Source organism: Pseudomonas sp. Irchel 3A5 (assembly GCF_900187575.1).
GTDB classification, from domain to species: Bacteria; Pseudomonadota; Gammaproteobacteria; order Pseudomonadales; family Pseudomonadaceae; genus Aquipseudomonas; species Aquipseudomonas folii.
Genome location: NZ_FYDU01000011.1, coordinates 148,062 through 173,461 on the forward strand (window position 1 = coordinate 148,062; position 25,400 = coordinate 173,461).

The 25,400-nt window shown below is 58.2% G+C and carries 22 protein-coding genes; 11 read left to right on the plus strand and 11 right to left on the minus strand.

The window, feature by feature from the left end; all coding sequences use genetic code 11:
* Positions 1 to 144: 144 nt before the first annotated feature.
* The 3 genes from CKW31_RS19080 to CKW31_RS19090 all read right to left on the minus strand — a co-directional run bounded on the left by CKW31_RS19080 (position 145) and on the right by CKW31_RS19090 (position 2,706).
* The gene (locus tag CKW31_RS19080; protein ID WP_095098473.1) at positions 145 to 1,041 is read right to left on the minus strand and encodes a LysR family transcriptional regulator; all 897 of its coding nucleotides are present in this window, start codon (positions 1,039 to 1,041) and stop codon (positions 145 to 147) included.
* Between the two features lie 178 nt (positions 1,042 to 1,219).
* Entirely contained in the window at positions 1,220 to 1,804 is a 585-nt protein-coding gene (locus tag CKW31_RS19085; RefSeq protein ID WP_095098476.1) for an NAD(P)H-dependent oxidoreductase, read from the minus strand.
* A 140-nt stretch (positions 1,805 to 1,944) separates the two neighbouring features.
* Positions 1,945 to 2,706: a sulfite exporter TauE/SafE family protein gene (locus tag CKW31_RS19090; protein ID WP_095098479.1), complete on the minus strand. Its 762-nt coding sequence runs from the start codon at positions 2,704 to 2,706 to the stop codon at positions 1,945 to 1,947.
* A 230-nt stretch (positions 2,707 to 2,936) separates the two neighbouring features.
* On the opposite strand from CKW31_RS19090, the gene CKW31_RS19095 reads away from it, so the two are divergent.
* Both CKW31_RS19095 and CKW31_RS19100 read left to right on the plus strand, forming a co-directional pair.
* Complete coding sequence (locus CKW31_RS19095) at positions 2,937 to 3,839, plus strand: LysR family transcriptional regulator (protein WP_095098482.1); 903 nt, start codon at positions 2,937 to 2,939, stop codon at positions 3,837 to 3,839.
* 242 nt (positions 3,840 to 4,081) lie between these two features.
* Positions 4,082 to 5,023 carry an NAD-dependent epimerase/dehydratase family protein gene (locus CKW31_RS19100; protein ID WP_095098485.1) on the plus strand — a complete coding sequence of 314 codons (942 nt, stop codon included), beginning with the start codon at positions 4,082 to 4,084 and terminating at the stop codon, positions 5,021 to 5,023.
* Positions 5,024 to 5,097: 74 nt separating this feature from the next.
* On the opposite strand, the gene CKW31_RS19105 is transcribed toward CKW31_RS19100, so the two are convergent.
* The 3 genes from CKW31_RS19105 to CKW31_RS19115 all read right to left on the minus strand — a co-directional run bounded on the left by CKW31_RS19105 (position 5,098) and on the right by CKW31_RS19115 (position 8,255).
* Entirely contained in the window at positions 5,098 to 6,348 is a 1,251-nt protein-coding gene (locus CKW31_RS19105; RefSeq protein WP_095098488.1) for an OprD family porin, read from the minus strand.
* A gap of 207 nt (positions 6,349 to 6,555) precedes the next feature.
* Complete coding sequence (locus CKW31_RS19110; protein ID WP_095098491.1) at positions 6,556 to 7,482, minus strand: glyoxylate/hydroxypyruvate reductase A; 927 nt, start codon at positions 7,480 to 7,482, stop codon at positions 6,556 to 6,558.
* The gene (locus tag CKW31_RS19115; RefSeq protein WP_095098494.1) at positions 7,479 to 8,255 is read right to left on the minus strand and encodes a class II aldolase/adducin family protein; all 777 of its coding nucleotides are present in this window, start codon (positions 8,253 to 8,255) and stop codon (positions 7,479 to 7,481) included. Before CKW31_RS19115 ends, CKW31_RS19110 begins: the two co-directional genes overlap by 4 nt.
* Positions 8,256 to 8,375: 120 nt before the next feature.
* Here CKW31_RS19115 and CKW31_RS19120 point away from each other — a divergent pair, with 120 nt between their 5' ends.
* On the plus strand, positions 8,376 to 9,347 hold the full coding sequence (locus CKW31_RS19120) for a LysR family transcriptional regulator (RefSeq protein WP_095098497.1): 972 nt from the start codon (positions 8,376 to 8,378) through the stop codon (positions 9,345 to 9,347).
* Between the two features lie 73 nt (positions 9,348 to 9,420).
* Here CKW31_RS19120 and CKW31_RS19125 read toward each other — a convergent pair whose 3' ends face one another.
* The gene (locus tag CKW31_RS19125) at positions 9,421 to 10,392 is read right to left on the minus strand and encodes a LysR family transcriptional regulator (RefSeq protein WP_176469919.1); all 972 of its coding nucleotides are present in this window, start codon (positions 10,390 to 10,392) and stop codon (positions 9,421 to 9,423) included.
* A gap of 176 nt (positions 10,393 to 10,568) precedes the next feature.
* Here CKW31_RS19125 and argH point away from each other — a divergent pair, with 176 nt between their 5' ends.
* The 7 genes from argH (at position 10,569) to CKW31_RS19160 (ending at position 17,874) form a co-directional block, all read left to right on the plus strand.
* A complete protein-coding gene (gene argH, locus CKW31_RS19130; RefSeq protein WP_095098503.1) occupies positions 10,569 to 11,996 on the plus strand; it encodes an argininosuccinate lyase in 1,428 nt (475 codons plus the stop codon).
* Between the two features lie 18 nt (positions 11,997 to 12,014).
* Positions 12,015 to 12,890: an amino acid ABC transporter permease gene (locus CKW31_RS19135; protein WP_095098506.1), complete on the plus strand. Its 876-nt coding sequence runs from the start codon at positions 12,015 to 12,017 to the stop codon at positions 12,888 to 12,890.
* Between the two features lie 25 nt (positions 12,891 to 12,915).
* Positions 12,916 to 13,680, plus strand: coding sequence for an amino acid ABC transporter ATP-binding protein (locus CKW31_RS19140; RefSeq protein WP_095098509.1), 765 nt, complete (start codon positions 12,916 to 12,918; stop codon positions 13,678 to 13,680).
* Between the two features lie 28 nt (positions 13,681 to 13,708).
* Complete coding sequence (locus tag CKW31_RS19145; RefSeq protein WP_027901630.1) at positions 13,709 to 14,545, plus strand: ABC transporter substrate-binding protein; 837 nt, start codon at positions 13,709 to 13,711, stop codon at positions 14,543 to 14,545.
* A gap of 60 nt (positions 14,546 to 14,605) precedes the next feature.
* Positions 14,606 to 15,454, plus strand: a complete 849-nt coding sequence (locus tag CKW31_RS19150; RefSeq protein WP_095098512.1) for a polysaccharide deacetylase — start codon at positions 14,606 to 14,608, stop codon at positions 15,452 to 15,454.
* Entirely contained in the window at positions 15,447 to 16,349 is a 903-nt protein-coding gene (locus tag CKW31_RS19155) for a polysaccharide deacetylase (RefSeq protein WP_095098514.1), read from the plus strand. The genes CKW31_RS19150 and CKW31_RS19155 overlap by 8 nt, the downstream gene beginning before the upstream one ends.
* Before the next feature lie 163 nt (positions 16,350 to 16,512).
* Complete coding sequence (locus CKW31_RS19160; RefSeq protein ID WP_095098517.1) at positions 16,513 to 17,874, plus strand: MmgE/PrpD family protein; 1,362 nt, start codon at positions 16,513 to 16,515, stop codon at positions 17,872 to 17,874.
* A 286-nt stretch (positions 17,875 to 18,160) separates the two neighbouring features.
* Here the strand turns inward: CKW31_RS19160 and mmsB are convergent, their stop codons facing one another.
* The 3 genes from mmsB to CKW31_RS19175 form a co-directional block, all read right to left on the minus strand.
* Positions 18,161 to 19,048 carry a 3-hydroxyisobutyrate dehydrogenase gene (mmsB, locus tag CKW31_RS19165; protein WP_095098520.1) on the minus strand — a complete coding sequence of 296 codons (888 nt, stop codon included), beginning with the start codon at positions 19,046 to 19,048 and terminating at the stop codon, positions 18,161 to 18,163.
* 82 nt (positions 19,049 to 19,130) lie between these two features.
* Complete coding sequence (locus CKW31_RS19170; RefSeq protein WP_095098522.1) at positions 19,131 to 20,657, minus strand: CoA-acylating methylmalonate-semialdehyde dehydrogenase; 1,527 nt, start codon at positions 20,655 to 20,657, stop codon at positions 19,131 to 19,133.
* A 21-nt stretch (positions 20,658 to 20,678) separates the two neighbouring features.
* Positions 20,679 to 22,022 carry an MFS transporter gene (locus CKW31_RS19175; RefSeq protein ID WP_095098525.1) on the minus strand — a complete coding sequence of 448 codons (1,344 nt, stop codon included), beginning with the start codon at positions 22,020 to 22,022 and terminating at the stop codon, positions 20,679 to 20,681.
* Positions 22,023 to 22,253: 231 nt separating this feature from the next.
* Here CKW31_RS19175 and CKW31_RS19180 point away from each other — a divergent pair, with 231 nt between their 5' ends.
* On the plus strand, positions 22,254 to 23,201 hold the full coding sequence (locus tag CKW31_RS19180; RefSeq protein WP_095098527.1) for a LysR family transcriptional regulator: 948 nt from the start codon (positions 22,254 to 22,256) through the stop codon (positions 23,199 to 23,201).
* Between the two features lie 110 nt (positions 23,202 to 23,311).
* Here the strand turns inward: CKW31_RS19180 and CKW31_RS19185 are convergent, their stop codons facing one another.
* On the minus strand, positions 23,312 to 25,252 hold the full coding sequence (locus CKW31_RS19185; protein ID WP_176469920.1) for a bifunctional diguanylate cyclase/phosphodiesterase: 1,941 nt from the start codon (positions 25,250 to 25,252) through the stop codon (positions 23,312 to 23,314).
* Between the last annotated feature and the right edge of the window lie 148 nt (positions 25,253 to 25,400).

Sequence of the window (25,400 nt, forward strand, 5' to 3'; positions counted from 1 at the left end):
AACGCAAATGGAAGTACAGCACACACGACGTGGGACCGGCTTCAGCCGGGAAGAGGTCAGTACAGCACTGCATATGTTTCGCCCGAAATGCAGCCTTCCCGGCTAAAGCCGGTCCCACGTCATGAACTGCGCTCAAAGTCTGGACTAAACCACATACCCCTTCATCTTCTCCTGAATGAAATCCAGAAAGCATTGAATCCTCAGCGCCAGCTGTGAGTTGCGGTAGTACACCGCATGGATCGGCTGGCGATGTCCGCTGTTGGCGTTGGGCAGGATGACTTTGAGGCGACCCAGGCGGATGTCTTCGTGGGTCATGAAGTGCGACAGACAGACAATGCCTTCCCCGGCGAGCGCCAGATGACGCAAGGTTTCGCCACTGGATGCAGAGAGGGTAGGCTGGATCAGCAGGCGATCCCCATCCGGATGGCGCAGCGGCCAGTGGTTGAGGGTTTCGGTATGGGTGAAACCCAGCAGCGCATGATCACGTAATGCCGCCACGGTTTTGGGATGACCGTGGCGCTCAAGATAAGCCGGGCTAGCCAGAATATTCAGCGGGCTGCTGCCCAGAAAACGGGCATGCAGGGTTGAATCCGCGAGGGTGCCGATCCGGATAGCGACGTCGGTGCTTTGCTCCAGCAGATCAATGATCAGATCGTTGGTGTTGAGCTCCAGCTGGATCTCCGGGTAACGCTGGCGAAACTCGGCCACGTAAGGCACGACCGAATGGAACATGAACGGCGATGCCGCGTTGATTCGCAAGCGTCCGGCCGGGGTCTGATGGCGCAGTGACAGGCGTTCTTCGAGGTCTTCCATCTGCGCGAGGATCTGCCGGGCCTGCTCCAGAAAGTATTTGCCCTCCTCCGTCAGGTCCATACGCCGCGTGGTGCGGTTGATCAGGGTTGTTTCCAGCTTGGCTTCAAGGCGCGACAACGTACGGCTGATCGCCGATGGTGTCTGCCCGATCTGCTCTGCAGCGGCGGAAATGGACCCGCTCTCGATGACCGAAACAAAGACCTGTAATTCGTCAGACCGGGCTTTCATCCATGTACTCCGCTCAAATAGCGCTGGATATTAGCGCTAATTTGAGCGGGGAACTCAATCTCTGTGGGAGCGGTGCTTGCCCGCGATAAGGCTGGACGCGGTTCACTTTAGATAGCGTCCAGCCTTATCGCGGGCAAGCACCGCTCCCACAAGGGGTTGCGCAACTCTAAGGTCAGTTTTACACCCCAAACACCTGCGCCAGATGCGCTTCGTAACGCTTCACGTCGTTCTCGATATTCGGCATCTTCATGACATCCACCGCCAGGAAAGTCGGCAAGGCGTTCATGTCGAGGAACTCGTTGGCCTTATGGAACGGGAAATAAACCGCGTCCACACCCTTGCCTTCGAAGAAATCAGTCGGGTCTTCAAACGCTTGCCGTGGCGCGTTCCAGGTCGCGGAAATCATGTATTGCTTACCCTTGAGCAAGCCGCCGCTGCCGTATTTCTGCGACGCATCGGAACGGGTACGGCCGTCGTTGGCGTACAGAGAACCGTGGCCCTCGGTAAACACTTCGTCGATGTACTTCTTGACCGTCCAGGGTGCGCCCATCCACCAGCCAGGCATTTGATAAATGATCACGTCCGCCCACAGATACTTCTGCACTTCATCGATGATGTTGTAACCACCGTCGATAAAGGTCTCTTTGATGTCAAACCCGTTGCGGTCCAGATACGCCACAGCAGCCTGGTGCAGGGTGGCGTTGTAACGGCCATCGGAGTGAGCGAATTGTTTGCCGCCGTTCAATAACAGAATCTTTTTCATGTATTGCCCCATCAAGTCAAGGAGGGTCATTAAATTTGATGGGCTGAAAGATACAGGCTGAGGCCTGTCAGAATAAGGCCGGCAAGGTCAAATAACTTTTGACCCAGAAGCACGAATAAACCTCTCATTATTGAAACCCACTAGCCGAGTAACAGATGTAAACCCAACGCTCCCATGCCGATAAAGAACACGCGTTTGAACACCTTCGCGCTGATCCGTTGACGCAGCCACTGCCCGAACCACATACCTAGCAGCGCAGGGATCAACGCCAGAACCGAAGCGCCCAGCTCGCCGCCACCCAGTGCGCCATTCCAGAACAGACCACCGGCCAACGCCAGTGTGGAAACCGTGAACGACAGACCCAACGCCTGCACCAGCGCGTCACGCTCCAGCCCCAATGCTTGCAAGTAAGGCACGGCCGGGATCACAAACACCCCGGTGGCCGAGGTGATCACGCCGGTGACAAAACCACATGCCGGGCCAAGCCAGACTTCATGACGTGGCGCAATACGCAGGGTCGGTAAAAAAAGACCGCTCAAGGCATAAAGCGACAAGGCCGCGCCTAACGCCCGGGTCATCAATGGACCGCTGCTGATGCCAATGACCATGGACCCCAAGACCGTGCCCAATGCGATCATCAGCAGCATCGGCCAAAGCCGTTTGAGGAGCGGCGACAGGTGCCCGCCAGCAGCCAGTTGCCAGACATTAGTCACGGTGGAAGGAATGATCAGCAGCGCGGCCGCCTGCGCCGGAAGCATAGCCAGCCCCAGCAATCCCATGGCCACCGTCGGCAAGCCAAGGCCGATCACGCCCTTCACGGTTCCGGCCAGCAGAAAAGTCCCCATCACCAGTAGTGACAAGGCCCAGCCGAGGGTTTGGTAGTGTTCGATAATGTCGTTCATGGTCGTATGTTGACAGCGCAGAACGGATTGGAAAATTCGCCCTATACTGATCCAGCCTCAGGCAGGGGCAGAGGCTGTTTAATATCGTTCTTCGTCCATGCAGGAGCTCACGAGCAACGCGAGGCAGCGATAACGTCCTGTCTGATACACCGCCATCGCGGGCGTCGTAACCTCCGTGCGCTCCTACAGGTCTGTGTTTGGCAGACGATTTCGCACACTGGAAGACACACATGCACTTCGATCTGATTGATCTACGCCTGTTTTTGAATGTGCTGGAAAGCGGCAATATCACTGCCGGTGCTGCCCGCAGTCATTTGTCGTTGGCGTCAGCGAGTGCACGCATTCGCGGCCTTGAGGCTTCGTTGAATATCCCCCTGCTGGAACGCGGTCGCCGTGGTGTTACGCCAACACCTGTGGGTAAGGCACTGGCGCAGCATGCGCGATTGATTCTGCAACAGGTCGAGCGCATGCAGTTTGATCTCGCGGACTATGCCAAGGGATTCAAAGGACAAGTGCGTCTGCTGTGCAACAGCTCAACCCTCAGCGAGCATCTGCCAGAGCTGCTGGCGGATTTTCTGGTCAGTCATCCGCACATCGACATTGATGTCGAAGAGCAGCCCAGTTTGCGCATCCTTCATGCGTTGCGTAACGGCACGGCCGACATGGGGATTATTTCCGACGCGGTCGACGCCAGTGACCTGCAGACCCGGCCGTTTCGAGCAGATCCATTGAGCCTGATCATGCCGCTGGATCACCCCTTGCAGCGCGAGACAGACCTGCATTTCAACCAGGCGCTGGATTATGAATTCGTCGGCCTCTCGGCCAACAGCGCCTTGGCCCTGCATCTGGAAGCACAAGCGTTGCATGTGGGTAAACGGCTGCGCATCAGGGTGCGCGCTGAAGGTTTTGACGCAGCGATCCGGATGGTCAGCCATGGCGCAGGATTGAGCATCGTGCCGCAAGCAGCGGTGCAACGCTGGCAAGGGCCGCATGACTTCAAAAGCGTGCCGCTACGTGATGCATGGGCCGACCGGCAATTGCTCCTGTGCGCGATGGATTTCGCTGCGTTGCCGGGGTATGCAGCAGTGTTGCTGGAGGCGTTGAGTGTGAAAGGCGAACAGGCCCCGAATTGAAGTGCACTTCAGGCAGGAGGTGCTGCCGCACGGAAAACACTGGATCTGTAGGAGCGCACGAGCACCGCGAGGCCGCGATGGCTGCCTGTCTGATACACCGCAATCGCGGCCTCGCGGTGCTCGTGCGCTCCTACAGTTCTTTGTAGCAGGCACAATCGGGTCTTTTTTCTTCAACCGTCAGCATTCCCCGATCCCCCTACTATCCTGATTGCAGCAATAGCTAACGGCACATCAGGAAGACCATGAAAATACTCGTCACAGGCGCAACAGGTTTTATCGGCAACGCGCTGCTGCACAAGCTTGTTACAGAGCCTGAATACCAGGTAACAGGCTCGACCCGCCAGCAAAGCCCCGAGCCATCAGTAGCGTCCCTGATTCAGGTAGGCACAGCGAATGCAGCGACCGACTGGTCGGCCGCTCTGCAAGGTGTCGATGTCGTCATCCATGTTGCCGCCCATCTCGCCACTCGCGGCAGTTCGCTGGAAGAACTCAGACGCACCAATGTCGACGGCACGCTGACTTTGGCGCGGCAAGCGTTGTCTGCGGGTACGCAACGTTTCATCTTCATCAGTTCGGTGGGCGTCAACGGCTCGACAACCCACCATGCTCCGTTCAACGAAATATCCCTGCCCGCGCCGACGGATGATTACGCGCGGTCGAAACTTGAAGCGGAGCAAGCGTTGCAAAAGCTGCTACACGGCACAGCCATGGACCTGGTGATCATTCGCCCACCATTGGTCTACGCAGGCCATGCCCCAAGGAATTTTGCGAAGTTAATGCAGTGGGTTCGTTCGGGCATTCCCATGCCGTTCGCCGCCATCCATAACCGGCGCAGCATGATTGCCCTGGAAAATCTGGTGGATTTCATCGCGCTGTGCATCAAGCATCCCGCAGCCGCCAACGAGCTGTTTCTGGTGTCGGATGGCACTGACCTGTCCACCGCTCAAATGGTGACGCACCTGGCGAGCGGAATTGGCACCACAGCCCGACTGGTGCCTGTGCCTGAGTCGTTACTGCGCCGCGGCGCGAAGCTGTTGGGTAGAGGCCCGATGTATTCCACGCTGTGTGCATCGCTGGTGGTTGATTCGGATAAAGCCCGTCGCTTACTCGGCTGGACCCCGCCTCTGGCAACCATTGATGCGCTGATCAAAAGCGGTCGTGACTACCGCCTGTTGAATGCCTGAAAGCGCGCCAATAAAAAACCCGCTCCGGAGGATGAATCCGGGGCGGGCCCTATTTCGATGGGGATCGAAATGAATTACAGGATGCTGATCGGGTATTCGATGATCAGACGAGTGTCGTCGACTTTCGAGTTGAAGTCCGAAGCACCGCTGCGATAGGTCGCGTTACGCACACGGAAGCTCAGGTCCTTGGCCGGGCCGGACTGAACGACGTACTTGGCTTCGATATCACGCTCCCATGCGTTGATATTGTCGCGGGTCGCGGTGGTTGCATCTGAACCCATGACGTAACGCGTCATGAAGCTCAGGCCCGGAACGCCGTAGGTCGCCATGTTCAAGTCATAGCGTGCCTGCCAGGACTTCTCGTTTTCGTGGTTGAAGTCAGAAAACTGAACCGAGTTGCCGACGAAGATCGTGCTGTTACCATCAACACCGTAGTCGTAGTTGTTGGTGCCATTGACCACTTGGCGGCCGACCAGAAAGGTGTGCGCGCCGAGGGTGTAGGACGCCGTCAGACTCCAGATGGTGCTGTCGTAAACGCCCCGCTCTTCAGCACCGATGCTCTTGGTGTCGTAACCGTTGAGGTCGAATTTCACCACGTCCTGTGGTGACAACGCCAACGCGTAAGTCAGGCTGCCGTAGTATTTGCGCCATACGTCTTCAACGTTCGAGTAGTACGCACTGGCCGACAGGTTCTTGTTGAACTTGTACAAACCACCGCCGAAGTTGATGACATCCAGACCACCGCTGTCGTGGTTGCTCGAGTTACGGCTTTTCAGCGAGGTGAAGTGACCGCCTTGCAGGGTCAGGTTGTCGATTTCGTTACTGGTCACCAACAGACCTTGAGCCGTTTCCGGCAACAGACGGCTGTCGGAGGTAGCGAAGACCGGGTTGTTGACGATCTGGTCGCCAAATTTCAGGACGGTTTTCGACACGCGCATTTTGACCGCTGCACCTGCATAACCGTAGCCGTCTTTAGCGTGGGTGCCGCCATCTTCCTGCTCAAGCAAACCGGTGCCGCGGCCGGTGCGACCATCGCCCGTATCCAGCTTCAGCCCGTACATGCCGATAGCATCCAGACCAAAACCGATGGTGCCTTGAGTGAAGCCGGATTCAAAGTTACCGATGAAGCCTTGCGCCCACTCTTCGCCGGTATCGCCTGAGTTGCGAGCACGCTGGTCACGGTTCATGTACATGTTGCGCGCCTTGACGTTCAACTTGGCGCCTTCCAGAAAACCCGTAGCGTCTGCCTGCGAATCAGCAAAAACCGGCTGCACAGATCCCGCTGCCACTGCCAGGGCAATGACACTTAGCTTGCTAACATTCATTACTGCGCTCCGTTGGTTATCGCATCCGCTTGCCTTCGTTGGGCGAGCGGATATTTATTGGCAGATTCAGAAGGGGATGTTTCCTTTGCCAATACATTCGCGATGGCATTTCTTATTGGATCAAGCAATTTGTTCCCACACACAACCAGTCCCGGCTTCTTCTCCCCAAGAAGCCCCCAACCCAGGTCTGGCTTGTTACTACTCTCCCTAGTAGCCCTGTTCCGGGTTCACCTGATTCGCCAAGGGTAAATCCGCATCGAGGCGTTTCAGATTCCCCAGAATCTGTTCAGCTATCACTTCGTAGGAAGCGGATGAAGCAATGTGCGGCGTCACGCATATCTGCGGATGGCGCCAGAATGAGTCGTCCGTGGGTAATGGTTCCTGCTCGAATACATCCAGCAAAGCGCCACGCAATTGACCGCTGTCCAGCGCGGCTAACAAGTCGTCGCGGCGCAGATGTTCGCCACGACCGCAGTTGATGATGACCGAGCCTTTCGTCATGGGCGCGAAGGTCTCGGTATTCAGAATGCCGACTGTCTCTGTGGTGAGAGGCAATAAACAGACCAAGATGTCCAAATCCTGCAAAAACTCATTGAATTCAGCCAATTGAAAGGTTTTTACGCCCTCAACCTGCTGCGCACGACGTGCCCAGCCACGTGTATCGAAACCCAGCCCGGCCAGTTGCACCGCAACGGCGCGTCCCAGCTCTCCAAGCCCCATAACGCCCACTCGGGTTTGCTTGGCAGGTTGCTGTCCTGGCCGATGCCAAACTACGTGGGCCTGATTTTTCAGCATCTGATCGAAGCCGCGGTGGTAGTGCAGCACACCCCACAACACGTACTCGATCATGCCCAGCCGATGGTCTGGATCGATAATTCGGCAGACCGGAACATGCGCGGGCCGACTCGGATCCTTGAAGACCTGGTCAGCACCGGCAGCAATGGAATGGATAAGACGCAAATTGGGGAACATCCCCAAATCACCCGGTGAAGGGTTCCAACAGAGTGCAACGTCGGCGTCCTGCGCACCTGCTTCGCCCGGTCGCAGAATTGTCAGCGACGAGTCCAGCGCCAGCAGATTTTCACGAACACGCCCCAGGCCACCGCCGGTTCCAAGCAACACCAGAGGCTTCATGAGCAGTACTCGTCACGCTGACTGGCGATCAGTTCCAAGGCCGCCTCCCAGGCCAGTTCGGTGATGCCTTCGCTGTCGTCGGCTTCGAACTGTTGTGCGGTGTGCTCACAGATGTGTGGGTCAGGCTGTACCAACTCGACGCCACCGGCCAACGCCTGAACCTGCGCCTGGCAGGCTCGCTCCAGGAAATAAATATTGGCGAACGCTTCGGCCGCCGAACCACCGGCGACCAGCAGACCGTGATTGCGCAGGATCATCGCGTTGTTTCTCCCCAGATCGGCCACCAGACGTTCGCGCTCTGCGACATCAACCGCGATGCCTTCATAGGTGTGATAGCTCAGGCGGTTGTAGAACTTCAGCGCGTGCTGACTCAACGGCAGCAAACCTCCCCGTTGCGCCGCCACTGCCATACCGGCCGCCGTGTGGGTATGAATTACACAATGCGCATCGGGGCGCGCCGCATGAATTGCCGAATGAATGACGAAGCCCGCACGGTTGACGCGGTGCTCGGGATAAAACTCGTCGACGACGTTACCGTCGCTATCAATCTTCACCAGCGTGCTGGCGCTCATGCGCTCGAACAGGGTGCCGTAGCGATTGATCAGGAAGTGGCCACTGTCGCCCGGCAGCCGCAAGGAAATATGCGTATCGATCAGGTCGGTCATGCGGTAATGAGCCAGCAAACGGTAGAGCGCAGCGAGTTCGCAGCGGGCGTTGCGTTCGGTCTCGGGCATGTGCAGCGGTAGCCGATCGTGGCTGGCGGGAGCGGACATCGTGGGTTCCATCAAAAGGTCATGGCGCAATTTGTGCAGCCTTTTTAAGAGCAAAAGGCAAAGCAGTTCAATTCGCCATTGCTTATATTCATTATTTTTTTCACCAATAAAGGCTGTGCAGTGACTCAATCGACTAGCCCGGTAGCCATTCCCCGCCCGTCTTCGCGACCATTGGGCGAGCGGCTGGACTGGAATCTGTTGCGTACCTTTCAAGTGGTCGCGCAGGAGTTGAGCATCAGCCGCGCCGCCGCACGCCTGCACTTGTCTCAGCCCGCCGTCAGCCAGGCGATCAAACGTCTTGAAGAGCAGTTGGGTGCTGCGCTGATCGAACGTCGCGGGCCGCGCTTTCTGTTGACCCAGTCAGGCATTGAAACCCTGCGTGTAGCAGCGGAAGTGCAAAGCCATTTCACCCAACTGGACGCCGCCCTCGAACGCAGCAGCGATCAGGTCGTAGGTAAAGTCCGAATGCTGACGGTGAGCGGCATTCGCTGCCCGGCTTACGATGCATTTCTGGCCCAACTGCACCGCGATTATCCCGGCATCACCCTGGAAATCGACGTGCAATCCAGCGACGCAATCCTCAGCTCGCTGTCCCAGAAAACTGCCAGCTTCGGGCTGGCAGTCAACCGCACCGCTCCCTCCTGGCTCGGCCAGCAATGCCTGACTCAAGAGCACTACGCGTTCTATTGCAGTGACGAGCATCCTTTATATGGCCGCACGGATTTGAGCCTCGCTGACCTACGCAGCGAGCAACTGATTATTTTCACGGGGGATTTGCTGGGCGGCACGCTGTCGTCGCTGGCCGAGTTTCGTGACTTGCACAAACTCACCGGACAAATCGTCGCCTCGTCTGCCAATACCCAGGAAGTCTTGCGTCTGGTGCTGGCCGGCTTTGGCATCGCATGCCTGCCGCAACACATTTGCCAGAGCGAATTGGCGACCGGTCGTTTGTGGCGCCTGCCGCCCGAGGAAGGCGTAGGCAACGTTGATATCAACCTGCTGTGGAATCTGGAGCAACGCCTGACCAAAGCCGAATCGGTGTTCCTCCAACGCCTGCGCGAAACGACCACTGACGGGCAGTCTGCACCTTAATGTCCCGTTCCGGTGCACGATGACCGGGTACTTCCGTAACATGCACCGGCAGCGAGCATTAGTGGGTTCGTTATTAATTCTGGTTATTAGAAGTGGAACTTTCCTGCATTATTTCGAGGAAAACATCCAATAATGGGTTGCGTGGAACCTGCTGCTTGTACAACAGTTTCACCGGTGTGGCTATGGCAAATTTCTGCCTCTTTATAGAGCGCATCTCGCCACGCTCGACATAACTTCTGGCCCAATGAACCGGCAAGTAGCCCAGATAACGGCCGGTCTTTATCATGATCGCCACGGCTTCAACCTGAGTGGCCACGGCAGTCACTTCGCGCTGAATCATGAGTGTCGGCTTACCTGTATGAACGGCATAAGCGTGATCGACAAATTCGGCTTCTGCCAGGCATTTTTCATCAACACTTTCATCGCTCAGGGCGAAAAATGGATGGTTGTTTGAACAGTAAAGCTCAGACACCTCGTCATACAGCGGGATCACTTGAAAGTCATCTTTACCGCTATACACGGGCACAATACCGGCCGCAAAACGGCCTTTGAGAATGCCTTGCTCGATCTCGTCCAAAGGCGCCACATTGAGCCGCACCTTTGCCTTCGGGGCCTTTATTTGCAGGGCTTTCAGGGCATCAACCAACGGGGAGTCAGGGTCTGACACAGTGTTGTCGATGACAGCGATATTCAAATCGCCGAGCAACTCGCCGCGCACATTACCGAGGCGGTCACGAAAGTTATCCAGCGCCATGAACAGGTCAAGGCTGGCGTCGTAGATAATCTTGCCTTGTTCGGTCAGGCAGAACTTTTCCCGCCCTCGCGTACATAGGCGCATGCCCAATCGAATTTCAAGATCCGATATCTGCTTACTGATTGCCGCCAGGCTGATATTCAGTTCTACCTGTGCGGCGGTAAACCCTCCCGCTTCAACCACTGCCCTAAAAACCTTGAAGAGTTTCAAGTCCATGGCGCTGGCCATTGACATCGCCGCTTCACCACTTCTTTTTGGCAGGTTTCCAGTTTCAGTAAGTTGACTTGCCATTTAAAACATTTCCCCGCGCGTTGGATTTTTCTAGCATCCCTCCCAATTGATCGATTCAACGTTAAGTGTAAGTCCACTTATTCCTTGCTCGCCCCGCGATCTTCACATCGCAGTTCGTATCGCACAACACGCTGTTGTTCAGGGTGGAGCAATCAACGTGCCAACGGAGAATTTACATGTCTGACGCCACTGATCGCCTTTGGGGCGCACGTTTCAAGACCGGCCCGGCAGAAGCCATGGCCAACCTGTCCCGCTCGCCACGCGCCTACTTTCGTCTGACGCCGTACGACATCGCTGGCTCCAAGGCGCATGCCAACGAGCTGAACCGTGCCGGACTGCTGGATGCCGACGAAACCGCCCGCATCATTGAAGCGTTGCGCACCATCGATGTGGACTTCGCAGCGGGCAACATCGAACCGATTGCAGCTGACGAAGACGTGCACACTTTCATTGAGCGTCTGCTGACTGAACGCCTCGGCACACTGGGCGGCAAACTGCGCGCAGGCCGTTCACGCAACGACCAGTCGGCCAATGACATGCGGCTGTTACTGCGTGATCAGGTGCGGGTCATGACTCTGGCGATTCTCGAATTGCAGAAGGCACTGGTCTCGCAAGCCGAGCAGCACATCAACACCATCGCGCCGGGCTTCACTCACCTGCAACAGGCGCAACCGATTGTGTTCGCCCACCATCTGATGGCGCATGCACAGGCGATTCATCGTGACATTCAGCGCCTGCAGGATTGGGACACACGTTTCAACCTGTCGCCACTGGGCGCAGCCGCACTGGCAGGTTCGGCCATCGCTCGCGACCCGCAACGCTCGGCAGCCGAAATGGGCTACAGCGGCCCGTGTGAAAACTCCATCGACGCCGTCGCCAGCCGCGACCATGTGGCTGAATTCCTGTTCTGCAGCAGCATGCTGGGCATCAACATTTCGCGACTGGCCGAAGAGTTCTGCCTGTGGACTTCCCGTCAGTTCCGCTGGGTCGAACTGGACGACGGTTACGCCACCGGCAGCTCGATCATGCCGCAGAAGAAAAACCCGGATATTGCCGAACTGGCCCGTGGTAAGTCAGGCCGATTGATCGGCAGCCTGACCGGCATTCTGGCCGTGCTCAAGGCTCAGCCGCTGTCTTACAACCGCGACTTGAGCGAAGACAAACACGCAATTCTCGACAGCCTGGAAACCGTGCATCTGGTGCTCCCTGCCTTCGCGGGCATGGTCCAGACCATGAAAGTGCGTGCCGACGAACTGCTGCGTCAGGCACCACTGGGCTTCACCCTCGCCACCGAAGTCGCCGACTGGCTGGCGGTGCGCGGCGTGCCTTTCAAAGAAGCCCACGAGATCACCGGCAAGCTGGTACAGCTCTGCGAAGAAAACAATATCGGCCTGGAAGAACTCAGCACCCAGCAACTGGCGGCGACTGATTCGCGCCTGACGCCGGAAGTGCTCGACGCACTGACGCTGGAAGCTGCACTGGCCGCACGCAGCGGTTGGGGCGGGACGTCGCCGGTACGGGTGGCCGAGCAGATTGAGCGCTTCAAGCAGCAACTGATCGCGCAGGAAAAATGGGCACTCGACTACGCGGGTCCGCGCGGCTGATTCAACGGAGAGTATTCCATGTCAAAGCCTCAAGCTTCTGCGAGCGCCGAGCGCGCTTCACTCGCGGCCAAGTACGACATTTCCACCTACAAGGTTGTGCCCCGTCGTTACTACGGTCGTTATGCCGCCGCGACACTGATCGTGGTGCTGTTGATCGGACTGGTTCACGCCTTTATCAACGGCAACATTGAATGGAGTTTCGTGCGGCAGTTTCTGACCGCCGAATCGATCATGTTCGGCCTGTTGAACACCATCATCATGTCTATCCTGGCGATGGCGCTGGGCGTGGTGCTCGGGGTGATCGTGGCGGTCATGCGCATGTCGCAGAACCCGCTGCTTCGCTACGTGGCACAGGGTTACACCTGGCTGTTTCGCGGTACACCGCTGATCCTGCAATTGCTGCTGTGGTTCAACCTGGCGTTGATCTTCCCGACTCTGGGCATTCCCGGCCTGTTCGAATTCAAGACCGTTGAAGTGATCACGCCGTTTGCCGCAGCGCTGCTGGGCCTGGGCATCAATCAGGGCGCTTACACGGCTGAAGTGGTGCGTGCCGGGCTGCTGTCGGTGGACAGTGGTCAGTACGAAGCCGCCAAGTCCATTGGCATGCCGCGTCTGCAGGCACTGCGCCGGATCATCCTGCCGCAGGCCATGCGGATCATCATCCCGCCGGTCAGCAACGAGTTCATCGGCATGGTGAAGATGACCAGTCTGGCCAGCGTCATTCAATACTCGGAACTGCTGCACAACGCGCAGAACATTTACTACGCCAACGCCCGCGTCATGGAGCTGCTGATCGTGGCCGGCATCTGGTATCTGGCGGTCGTGACCATCCTGACCCTGGGTCAGAGCCGACTGGAAAAACGCTTCGCCCGCGGCGCTGGCAAACGTAACTGAGCCCCAGAGGCAGGAAATCATCCCCATGTTGAACATCGTCAAAGCAGTAGACGTAAACAAGTTCTTCGGCGACTTCCAGGCGCTCAAGGACGTGAATCTGGAAATCCCCCACGGCGAAGTGCTGTGCATCATCGGCCCGTCGGGCTCCGGCAAAAGCACCCTGCTGCGCTGCATCAACCAGCTCGAAAAAGTCGACAGCGGTGGTTTGTGGGTGGACGAGGAAATCCTCGGCTATCGCACCGACGGCCACAGGCTGGTGGAACTGAGCGACGTACAGATCGCAAAGCAGCGGCTCAAGACGGGCATGGTGTTTCAGCGCTTCAACCTGTTTGCGCACATGACCGTGCTGGAAAACATCATCGAAGGACCGTCTCAGGTGCTGCGTCAGCCCGTTGAAGACTGTCGGGAACTGGCCATGGAGCTGCTCAAGCGCGTAGGTCTGGAAGCCAAGGCCAATGCGTATCCCATCGAGCTTTCGGGTGGTCAGCAACAGCGTGTCGCCATCGCTCGCGCATTAGCCATGCGTCCCAAGCTGATGCTGTTCGATGAGCCAACTTCGGCCCTCGACCCCGAGCTGGTAGGTGAAGTGCTCTCGGTCATGCGTGACCTGGCTAAAAGCGGCATGACCATGATCGTGGTCACCCACGAACTCGGCTTTGCCCGGGAAGTGGCCAACCGCGTGGTGTTCATGGATGCAGGGCAAATCATAGAGACGGGCGCACCGGAAGACGTGCTGATGAACCCGCGCAACCCCCGCACCCAGGATTTTATTGCTGCCGTTTTGAACTGAACTCAAACCCTTGCTGAGGATGTCCGATTTGAAAACTTTCGCGCTTACCGCTACCGCCGTACTGTCCGCTCTGATTTCGGTTTCGAGCTGGGCAGCCGACACTCACGTGTTGCCAAAATCCATCAAGGACAAGGGCTACATTACCGCTGGCATCGCCCCGAACTATCCGCCGATGGACTTCAAGGATCCCGCGACCGGCAAACTGACCGGCGTCGATTACGACCTGGGCACCGAAATCGCCAAGCGTCTGGGTGTCGAGATCAAGTGGCAGGAAACCGCTTTCGAACAAATGGTCAGCGGCCTGGCAACCAACCGTATCGACATCGTGCTGTCAGGCATGACCGATACGCCTGAGCGCCAGCAGACTGTCGACTTCGTTGACTACTTCAGCACCGGCCCGCAGTTCTACACCCTCGAATCCCAGAAGGATTTGAAGACCACCGCCGACATGTGCGGCAAGAAAATCGGCACCAGCCGTCGCACCACGTTCCCGGTGGAAATCGCCAAGTGGAGTGAAGTGAACTGCGTTGCCATCGGCAAACCGGCAATCACTGTGGTTGGCACCGAAGGCAGCGCCGATGCCCGTGCGCAACTGCGCCAGTCGCGTCTGGACGCCGCCGTGCAAGGCAGCGAAACCCTGCCGTACATCCAGGGCCAGGAGCCAGGCGTGTTCAAGGTGATCGGTGAGCCATTGTCGCGTCAGTTGACCGGCCTGGGTGTTGCCAAACACAACGCCGAGTTGAGCACAGCGATCATCGCGACCCTCAACGACATGATCAAAGACGGCACTTACGAGCAGATCCTCGGCAAGTGGCAGCTCAAGAACGGCGCAGTCGAACAAGCTGTTTTGAACGGCGCCAAGTAAAGCAGGCTTGCACTCGCCCAAGGACCGGGCGGGTGATATTCACACAGGCGGAGACTCCCCATGTTTGCCTCTAACGATCTGCGCTGGCCGAACAACGCCCGTGCCAGTGTCGCCCTGGCCTTCGATCTGGACGGCCCGACCGGTGCCGCCATGCTCGACGGCTCGATCTGGCAGAAACCGGAATACTTCACCTTCGGCGGCTATGGCCCCTATCGCGCATTGCCACGCTTGCTGGACATGCTCAAAGCCCACGCGACACCGGCGACCTTTTTCGTCCCGGCCTGGGTCGTGGAGAACTGGCCAAAACAGTGTCAGGCAATCATCGAACACGGCCACGAGGTGGCCTATCACGGCTATCGTCATGAATCGTTTTTCGCCCTGGACCTGCAAGCCCAGCGCGACGTCATGAAGATCAGCGCCGACATTTTCAAGCGCTACCTGGGCATCACTGCCACGGGTTTCCGCACGCCTTCGGGCGACTGGCACAGCGAAACACCCGCCTTGCTCATGGACTGCGGCGTGACTTACTCCAGCAGCATGCGCGGCGATGACCGCCCGTACTTCATCGAAGTCCCCGGCCAGCCAAACGGACTGGTGGAAATCCCCGGCCGCTGGGAACTGGATGACTACGCCTCGCTGGCCTACACCCGTGCGCCGAATTATCCGGCCGGGCTGGACCGCATCGCCAGTTACGATCAGACGCTGGACAACTGGTGTCGCGAATTCGACGGCACCTATCGCGAAGGTCTGTGCATGACCACGCTGTTCCATCCCAAGATCAGCGGCAAGCCGGGGCGCATCGGGATTCTCGAGGCTTTTCTGGAGCACATGCACAGTCATCCGGACGTCTGGTTTGCGACCTGCAACGACGTCGCCAACTTCTGGCTCAAGGAGCATCGGCATGACTGAATCCAGGTCTGTCTGGCCCGCGCCTTATCGTTGCGCGGTGGTCATCACGTTTGATTACAACGACATTCACGGCATCCTGACTCAGGTCCCGGCGATTGCCGGGCGCGATAAAAGCCTGTCGGTCTGGCGCTACGGCACCACACGCGGCGTGCAGCGGGTACTGGAGATTCTGGCTGATCAGAACCTGCCATCGACCTGGTGCATCCCCGGCATTGTTGCCGAGGAGAACCCGCAAGTGATTCAGGCCATTCATGCCGCAGGCCACGAAATCGCCTGCGCGGGCTATCGCCATGAAGACTTTTCAACACTGGATTTAGCTGGGCAACACGCCTCGCTGAAACAAGGATGCCAAGTGATTGCCGAGATGACCGGGCAGCGTCCCAGCGGCTTTCGAGTGCCCGCGGGCAGTTATGCGCCAGGCTTCGTTGATGCCTTGCGTGCAGAGGGTATCGCGTGGTCTTCGTCGTGGTCTGGCGATGACCTGCCTTACTTGCACCCGGCGACTCAGGTTGATTCTGCACCGTTGGTTGAACTGCCACTGCATTGCGAACTGGAGGACGAGCCGTATTTCGCCTTTAACCTCGCGCCTGCAGTGCCGGTCAGCCAGGCGCGTATCGGTTCGAGCGCCGAGGTGTTGCAAAACTGGCAGCATGACTTCAATGGCTTCCACCGTTTCGGCCTGTGCTACGTGCTGCGCCTGCATCCCGAAACCCTCGGCACCGTGGGCCGAAGTGGTTTGTTGCTGGAGCTGCTGACCTGGCTCAAGGCGCAACCGGACGTGTGGTTCGCCACGGCTGAGGAAGTTGCGGACTGGTGGAGTGGCAATCACAGTGCAGTGCCGGAAGATCACCCGGCTGCGGTGTTTGAGCGGCACAACAAAGTCCAGAACGCCTGAGATTTGCATCGGCATATGTTGAACCTGTAGGAGCTCACCGAGGTTACGAGGCCAGCGATGGCAGTTTGTCTGACACACCGCTATCGCTGGCCTCGTAACCTCGGTGAGCTCCTACAGGACATGCATTTCAACCAGAAAAATATGCGCCCTGAAGAGACTCGCCATGAGCAACGCCATTACCACCCTCAGCCAATTCATCTGCCGCACGTCATTCGATGAGCTGCCCGAATCGTTGGTCGTCAAAGCCAAGCAGCATCTGCTCGACACGTTGGGCGCGGCGCTGGCCGGGTCGCAAGCACCACTGACCCAGAATGCATTGCGGGCCATGAATGCCAGCGAGGCAGAAGGTGTGTCGGTGATCTGGGGCGCAGATTACGGCTTGTCGGCGCGCAACGCAGCGCTCATCAATGGCATCGCGGCGCATGCGCTGGAGCTGGATGACGCTGGTGGCTGCGATCACTCCGGCGCGGTCGTGGTTCCGGCCATGCTGGCGGTGCTGCCCTTGTGCGAGCCAATGCCCGACGGCCAGGAACTGCTCACCGCCATGGTGCTGGGTTACGACGTGGCGCGCCGGGTGCTGGAGGCCTGCGGCGGATATTCCCCACACAACGAAGCAGGCTGGCATTCAACCGGCACTTGCGGTGTGTTTGGCGCCGCCGCAGCGTGCGCTCGACTGCTCAAACTGGATGAGCAACAAACCGGCTCGGCGCTGGGTCTGGCAGCGAGCATGAGCGGCGGTCTGTGGGCATTTATCCACGACGGTGCCGACAGCAAAAAACTCCACGCCGGACGCCCGGCCGAGGGCGGTGTGCTGGCGGCGTTGCTGGCGCGTGAAGGCATCACCGGGCCGACACAGGTGTTCGACGACGTGTGGGGCGGATTCCTGCGCACACTCGCTCGCGACACGGCGCAACCACAGGCGCTGACCGAAGATCTCGGCGTGGTCTGGAAGCTGGCTCGTTGCTCGATCAAACCCTATGCGGCATGCCGGGGTACTCACTCGGCTATCGATGCCATCGGCCAACTGCTGAGCGAGCTGCAGATCAACGCCGATCACGTCGCGTCCATTCAGGTCAGCGCCAGCGCCTTTCTGGTGGACATGTGCGCGGGGATCGACACGCAGACCCTGGCCGCCGCGCAGATGAGCTTGCCATACGCCTTGGCCGTGCGCTGCTTGCTGGGGCACGCGGGGCTGGATGCGTACGAAGAGAACAAGCGCACATCACCCGCCGTGTCGGGTTTCATGCAGAAGATTCAGATGCAGGTCGACGCGTCCCTCGCGCCACTGGATGAGCCTTATGTCACCCTCGTCAGCGAAGATGGACGCAGCGCCACCCTGCAAATCAAAACCCCGCTGGGCGGCCCGCTGAACCCGATCGGCGATGGTGCGCTGTGGGCGAAATACAGCTCGCTGGCCACCCGCGCCTTGCCCGCCATACAAGCCGAACATTTGGGCGAACTGTGCCTGAACCTGCAGCACATCACTGATCTGCATGAGATGCTGGATTTGTTGCGCGCGCCATAAAATGAGGTATCGGACATGAAATACATTCCCTGTGGGAGCGGTGCTTGCCCGCGATAAACGATAACGCGGTATGTCGTCTAGCTTCGTCTCATGTATCGCGGGCAAGCACCGCTCCCACAGGGTTTGCGCCAACCTCAAGCCCACCGCGATCCTGTGGGACCGAATTCATTCGGGAAAGCGGTATTTCTGTCGACAAAGATGCTGTGAATGTACCGGCACCTTCGCGAATGAATTCGCTCCCACACAGTCTGCACAGGTTCAGCGTTCACACCAAACCTACGCTTGGTCAATCGCGCTTGCGATACCCCTCAACAATCGCCGAGAAATCCTTGCCGCCTTCGCCGCGCAGGCTCATCGCTTGATAGAGCTGTTGCGCCACCGCGCCGAGAATCACCGGTTGATGGGCGACCCGGGCCGCTTCGGTTGCCAGGCCCAGATCCTTGAGCATCAGTTCGGCACCAAAACCGCCGGTATAACCTCGCGAAGCGGGCGCGGTATCGACAATGCCTGGCCATGGGTTGTAGATCTCTGAACTCCAGCAGCGACCGGTCGAGGTGTTGATGATTTTCGCCAGCACTTCGGTGTCGATGCCCAACGTGTCTCCCAGCGCCATGGCTTCAGCGACGCCGATCATGGTGATCCCCAGCAGCATGTTGTTGCAGATTTTGGCGATCTGCCCGGTGCCGATGTCACCGCAGTGAACGATGTTCTTGCCCATCTGCGCCAGCACCGGTTTAAGCGTTTCGAAATGCTCGTCACTGGCTCCGACCATGAAGGTCAATGTACCCGCCTGCGCGCCACCGGTGCCGCCCGACACCGGCGCATCACCGAGGGTCACGCCGTGCCTGGCCGCGATGGCTGCAACGTCGCGAATGGTCTGTGGATCAATGGTGCTGCAATCCACCGCCGGTACACCGGAGCCGATGCCTGCAAGCACGCCGTCTTCGTTCAGATACACGCTACGCACATGAGCAGCGGCGGGAAGCATAGTGATCACCAGCTCAGCGCCCTGAGCCGCATGCCTGGGCGATTCACTGATGCGCCCGCCCAATGCAGCCAGCTCATTGAGGATGGTGGTGTTGAGGTCGAACAGGTGCAGATGATGCCCGGCCTTGAGCAGATTACGGGCCATCGGCGCGCCCATGTTGCCTAAACCGATGAAGGCGATTTTCATTGTTGTTCTCCTTTTATTCGAACTCACCGCAATTCCCTGTGGGAGCGGTGCCATTCAATGGGACCGAGGTGCCCCGCCAGCTCTACTTCAAGTTAATCGTCGTATTCACACCGTCATTAACACTGTCGTCATCAAACCAGCGACTCGTGACGGTCTTGGTTTGAGTGTAGAACTGCACCACCTGTTTGCCGTACGGGCCGAGGTCGCCGAGTTTGGAGCCGCGTGAACCGGTGAAGCTGAAGAACGGCACGGGCACCGGAATCGGGATGTTGATCCCCACCTGCCCCACGTCGATCTCACTCTGGAATTTGCGGGCCGCCGCGCCGCTCTGGGTAAACAGGCCAGTGCCGTTGCCGTAAGGGTTGGCGTTGACCAGCGCAATGGCTTGATCGAGGGTGTCGACTTCCAGCACCACCAATACAGGTCCGAAGATTTCCTGGGTGTAGATCTGCATGTCGGTGGTGACGCCGGAGAACAGGGTTGGCCCGACAAAATTGCCATCTTCAAAACCCGGCACCATGATGTCGCGGCCATCCAGTTCCAGTTTCGCGCCTTCGCGCACGCCGCTTTCGATCAGGTCCAGAATGCGCTGCCTGGCGCGTCTGGAAATCACCGGTCCGACATCGGTGCCCGCTTCGCTGCCGGCATTGACCTTGAGCTGCTGCGCCAGCGTTTTGAGGTCCGGCAGCCACTGCTTCGCCGTACCGACCAGTACGACGACCGAAGTGGCCATGCAACGTTGACCGGCAGCGCCGAAACCGGCACCGACCAAGGCATTCAGGGTTTGCTGACGATTGGCATCAGGCAGCACCACCGCGTGGTTCTTGGCGCCCATCATCGATTGCACGCGCTTACCGTGTTGACCGGCCAGGTTGTAGACGTGAGTGCCGACGGCGGTAGAGCCGACAAAGGAAACCGCTTTGATGTCCTTGTGGGTGCAAAGGGCATCCACCACCTCTTTACCGCCATGCACCACGTTGAGTACGCCCGGCGGAACGCCCGCCTCAACCGCCAGCTCAACCAGCAACATGGTCGACATCGGGTCCTGCTCGGAGGGTTTGAGCACGAAGGTATTACCGCAGGCGATGGCCATCGGGAACATCCATAACGGGATCATTGCCGGGAAGTTGAACGGTGTGATGCCCGCGCAGACGCCCAAGGGCTGGCGCAAGGTGTAGGTATCGACGCCCCCCGCGACGTTCTCGGAGAACTCGCCCATTTGCAGGCTGCCAATGGAACAGGCGTGTTCCACCACTTCCAGACCTCGAAAGATATCCCCCTCGGCATCCGCGATGGTCTTGCCCTGTTCGGCGCTGAGCACTGCCGCAATGCGCGACGAGTGTTCACGAATCAATGCCTGCAGCTTGAGCATGATGCGCATGCGCGCGCCAATCGGTGTATGACGCCAGGTCTGGAACGCCTGTTGTGCGGCGGCCACGGCGGCATCGACTTCGTCGGCTGTGGCAAACGGCACCTGAGCCAGCACTTGCTGGGTCGCCGGGTTGATGATGTCGTGCCATTCGGTGCTATGCGATTCAACCCATTCGCCATTGATCAGCAGCTTGACTCGATCCACGGTGTTGTCCTTGTTGTTCGGGGAAGCGTTCATCGAAATCTCCTAATCAAACAGTTATTCGGCTCTCAGTCCGGACGCCGGATGTCGGGGCGGATCGCGCTTCATCAGCGCCGTGCAGACCAACGCCACAACGCCCATACCCACCAGATAAACGATCACGTAATGCGGGCTGCCATCGGCGTAAGCCAGTAGCTTGGTGGCGATCATCGGTGCGAATCCGCCGCCCAATACACCCGCCAGTTGCACCGATACCGAAATGCCGCTGTAGCGGATTTCTGCCGGGAATTGTCGGGCGAACAGCAATGATTCGGGGGCATACAGAATCGGGAACACCACACCTACCGCCAGCACCATCGCCCACCAGACCAACAGCGGTTCGCGGGTGCCGAGCATGGCGAAGAACGGGTAGGCGAACGCGCACAGCAGTAGCAAGCCGGCGAAGTACAAACGACGTTGGCCAACCTTGTCCGAGAGGTAGCCGCAGAACGGCATGGTGATCAGTGACAGCGCTGCCCCCGCAGTAATCGCGTTGAGGACGTCGGCACGAGGGATCAGCAGTTGATTGGCGGCGTAGGCCAAGGCGAAGGTCACCGACATGTAGAACCAGGCGTTCTCGGCAGTCCGTGCGCCGATGATGGTCAGGGTTTCCCGTGGGTGTTCACGCAGCACCTTGAGCAACGGCACCTTGACTGCGATTTTGTCCTTCTTGAGCTTTTCGAAGTCCGGCGACTCCGGCACTTTCAGGCGGATCAACCAGCCCACGCCAAGCAGCACGATGCTGGCAATGAACGGCAGGCGCCAGCCCCAACTGAGCATGTCTTCTTCAGGCAGTTTGGCGACCATTCCCATGGCCAGCGTTGCCAGCACGAGGCCTGCGCCCACACCGGTTTGCGGCAGGCTGCCGTAGAAACCTTTTTTGCCTTCGGGCGCATGTTCGACGGCCATCAACACTGCACCGCCCCACTCGCCTCCCACCGCCATGCCTTGCAGGAAGCGCATGACCACCAGAATCAGCGCTGCCCAGTAGCCGATCTGTTCGTAGGTGGGGATAAGGCCAATGATGATGGTCGGTATCCCCATCATCATCAGGGTCATCAGCAGCATGGATTTACGCCCGATGCGATCGCCGAAATGCCCGAAAATAATCCCGCCCAGCGGCCGCCCGAGAAAGCCCACAGCGTAGGTGGCAAATGCCGCCAGAACGCCGGTGATCGGGTCCAGTGCAGGGAAAAATATTTTGTTGAAGATCAGCGCGGCAGCCGTGCCGTATAGGAAAAAGTCGTACCACTCGATGGTTGTACCCGCCATGCTCGCGGCACCGGCAAGGCGATAGGATTTGGCTTTTTTCGGGGGCCCGGCATCGAGTGCGCCAGCGTCCGCCGTGAGTGCGTCCTTCATAAACTCCTCCGCTTATTTATTGTTGTGCAGGGTGTTATGTCGTGGGGTGTTGCCTGGGATTTGAAACGAATGCGCGTAACCGCCGTAGGACCGGCTTTAGCCGGGAGGGCGTCATTGAGTCGAGCATCGCCCTCCCGGCTAAAGCCGGTCCTACGGACTATCCGCAGATCGGCGTTCTGGAGTATAGATGTGCAAACTTCTAACAAGAACGCACATAAAAGCAGGACCAACATGCAAAAAAACATCACCTCCCTGAGCAATCTGAACTGGGATGACCTGAAGTTTTTTCTTGAGGTGGCCCGTACTCGCAAGGCCAGCAGCGCCGCCAAACGACTCGCAGTGGATTACACCACCGTGTCGCGGCGCATCACTTCGCTGGAGAACTCGCTGGGTACGCTGCTGTTCGAGAAATCTCGTGGCAACGGTTTCATACTGACCGCCGAGGGCCAGCGATTACTGGGTTATGCGGAGTCCATTGAAAGCACGCTGCATCTGGCCTGCGAGCAGGTTTCGGGATCAGGCCTGGCGCTATCCGGGCATATCCGCATCGGCTGTACCGAAGGCTTCGGCAGTTTTTTTATCACGCCACAGCTCAGCCACTTTCTTGATGACTACCCCGACATCTCGGTGGATATCCTGCCGCTGCCGCACTTCATCAGCCTGTCCAAACGCGAGGCCGATATCGTTATCGCCCTGGAACGACCGGAGCACGGACCTTATGTGTGCTGCAAATTGTGCGACTACAACCTGCGTCTGTACGCGACCCAGGAATACCTGGACAACCACAAGCCTCTCAACAGCACGGCTGACCTGGCTGAACATACCTTCATCAGTTACGTAGACGACCTGGCCTTTAGCTCGGAGCTGCTTTACCTCAGCAACCTGCTCCCCGGCGCCCAAGCACAACTGCGCAGCACCAGCGTCATCGCCCAGTACCTCGCTGCGCTGCAAGGCCGTGCGTTGGCGATTTTGCCGTGCTTTCTTGCCGCTCAGGATTCGCGGTTGATACCGGTGTTGGCAGATGAAGTGAATATCACCCGACATTTCTGGATGTACTGCCGCGAAGACCTGCGCAAGCTCAAGCGGATTACGGTGCTGTGGGATTACATTCGGGAGGTGACGGAGTTGAATCAGGGGTTGCTGCTGGGGCGGTCGCGGGGAGTGATGTTTGCAGAATAGTCATGCCCATCGAATACCCGTAGGAGCTGCCGAAGGCTGCGAAGCATTTACTCCTGACATGCCGCAATCGCAGCCTTCGGCAGCTCCTACAGAGGCTTTTGAATCAGGAACTAGGCCGCAGAAACCTGCTCATGCTCGAACCATACGCCAATCTCTTCCAACGGCATCGGCCGCGAGAACAGGTAGCCCTGCGCAGACATGCAGCCCAGGCTCTTCAGTGCGGCAAGTTCTGCTGCCGTTTCAACCCCTTCGACGATGCATTCAAGTTGCATGTCCTGACACAACGCGAGCAGGGATTTGACGATTTTGAAGCTCGCAGGGTTGAGGTGGATGTCGGTCACAAAAGTGCGGTCGACCTTGAGTTTGGTCAGCGACAGTGCGTGAATCTGGCTCAGACTCGAGTACCCGGTGCCGAAGTCGTCCAGGGAAATACCACAGCCTAAACTGCGAAACAGGCCGATGGCCCGCTGAGTCTGGGCCAGATCCTGAATAACGGCGGTCTCGGTGATTTCCAGATCCAGACATGACGGATCGAACCCGCTGTCCTTGATGGCCTGGGCAATAACCTGAGCAGCCTCTTCCGACCCGCAGTCATGAGCGGAAAGGTTGAACGACAGGCGAATACCGGCAGGCCAGGACGATGCGGCCTCCAGCGCCTTGCTCAGCAGCGGCACGGTCAAGCGATTAACCATGCCGATACGCTCGGCGATGGGAATGAAATCACTGGGCGGCACATTCCCCAACTCTGGGCTCTTCCAACGCGCCAGTGCCTCGAATGCGATGGTTCGCTGGCTATGAATATCAACGATCGGCTGGAACACCACGTGAAACTCTTCCTGCAGATTGGCCCTGCGCAACGCCTGTTCAGTCAGCCCTTGTCGGCTGAGTTGCTGACGGTGAACACCGGAGAACATGCAGACTGTGCCCGGTCGGTTGCGCTTGCTTTGGTAAAGCGCGTAATCAGCGTATTCGTAAACTTCAGTTTCGCTGGCAGCCAAATCGGGGAAAGTGGCGATGCCCATTGAAGCGCCGATCTGGATCGGAATATCCACCAGCAGAAAAGGCTCACGCATCTGTGCACAGATCCGCTCGCCGAAGGCACGCAACTGCTCGTCGCTTTTGGCATCCGTCATGATCAATGCGAACTCATCCCCGCCCAGTCGGGCCAGATGAACGCCATCATCCAGTAAACCCGTCAAACGCTGGCCAACCTGATACAGCAGCTTGTCGCCAATACTATGGCCGTAGAGATCATTGACCGGCTTGAAGCCGTCCAGGTCGATCAAGCCAACCGCCAGGCGCGCATCATGGACGCGAGCTTCTTCAAGCAGGATTTCCAGCAGGGAGAAAAACTGTCGGCGATTAGCCAGCCCGGTCAGGCTGTCCATGTTGGCGAGGCGACGGTTCTCGTTGCTCAGCCTTTCGGTACTGGCCTGCATGTTCACCAGTCGCGTGAAATCGCCGTACTGGGCCTTGAGAATGATGAGCATCGCAATGGAAACCAATACCACATCAATCGCCGTAGCGATAAACGTGATGTTGTTGGTCGAGGCAAAAAACACCACGAACGCCGTATTGACCACGACCGTGGTTGCCAGCGCCGCAGGCAGCAAATGCATCATGCAGAAGATGCAGGCGATGACCGTAATCGCCATGAAAAAGGCAACGTGAGCCTGTCCGTAGCTATCGCCATAAGGAAACAGCGCCAGCGACCAGGCGGCAAAACCCGCGGCCACAAATGGCGCGAGACGATTGGTGCGTTTCAGGGCGGCCAGCATCTGTGCCGGGCTGGCTGTACGTGTGCGCGTACGGCACCACTCCACGGCACGGATAACACCGAATACCGTCATGACCAACGGGCAATAGACCGCCAGCCAGGCCGGTGCTGCCGAATAGTGAGTGCCCGCCAGCACCAGCGTATTGATCAGCAGAATGAAATACATCATCGGCAGTTGCCGGGACAACGCAATGTATTGGGCTTTGACCAAGCCAGGGTTGTCTTTAGGCACAGACATGAGCGCTCGCAAATCGGCAAGCAAGGTTTTATTCATCAGGCGTGGCTCTGAAAGTTCAACCAGTTATAAACCGACCAGATATCCCTTCCAGTTTTGGTCAAGTACATCGATAGACCGTGCACTTATCTATTCGTGTCGGCAGCGCAGCCGGTTTATGCACGTCTTCCGATGAATGGTGGCATTT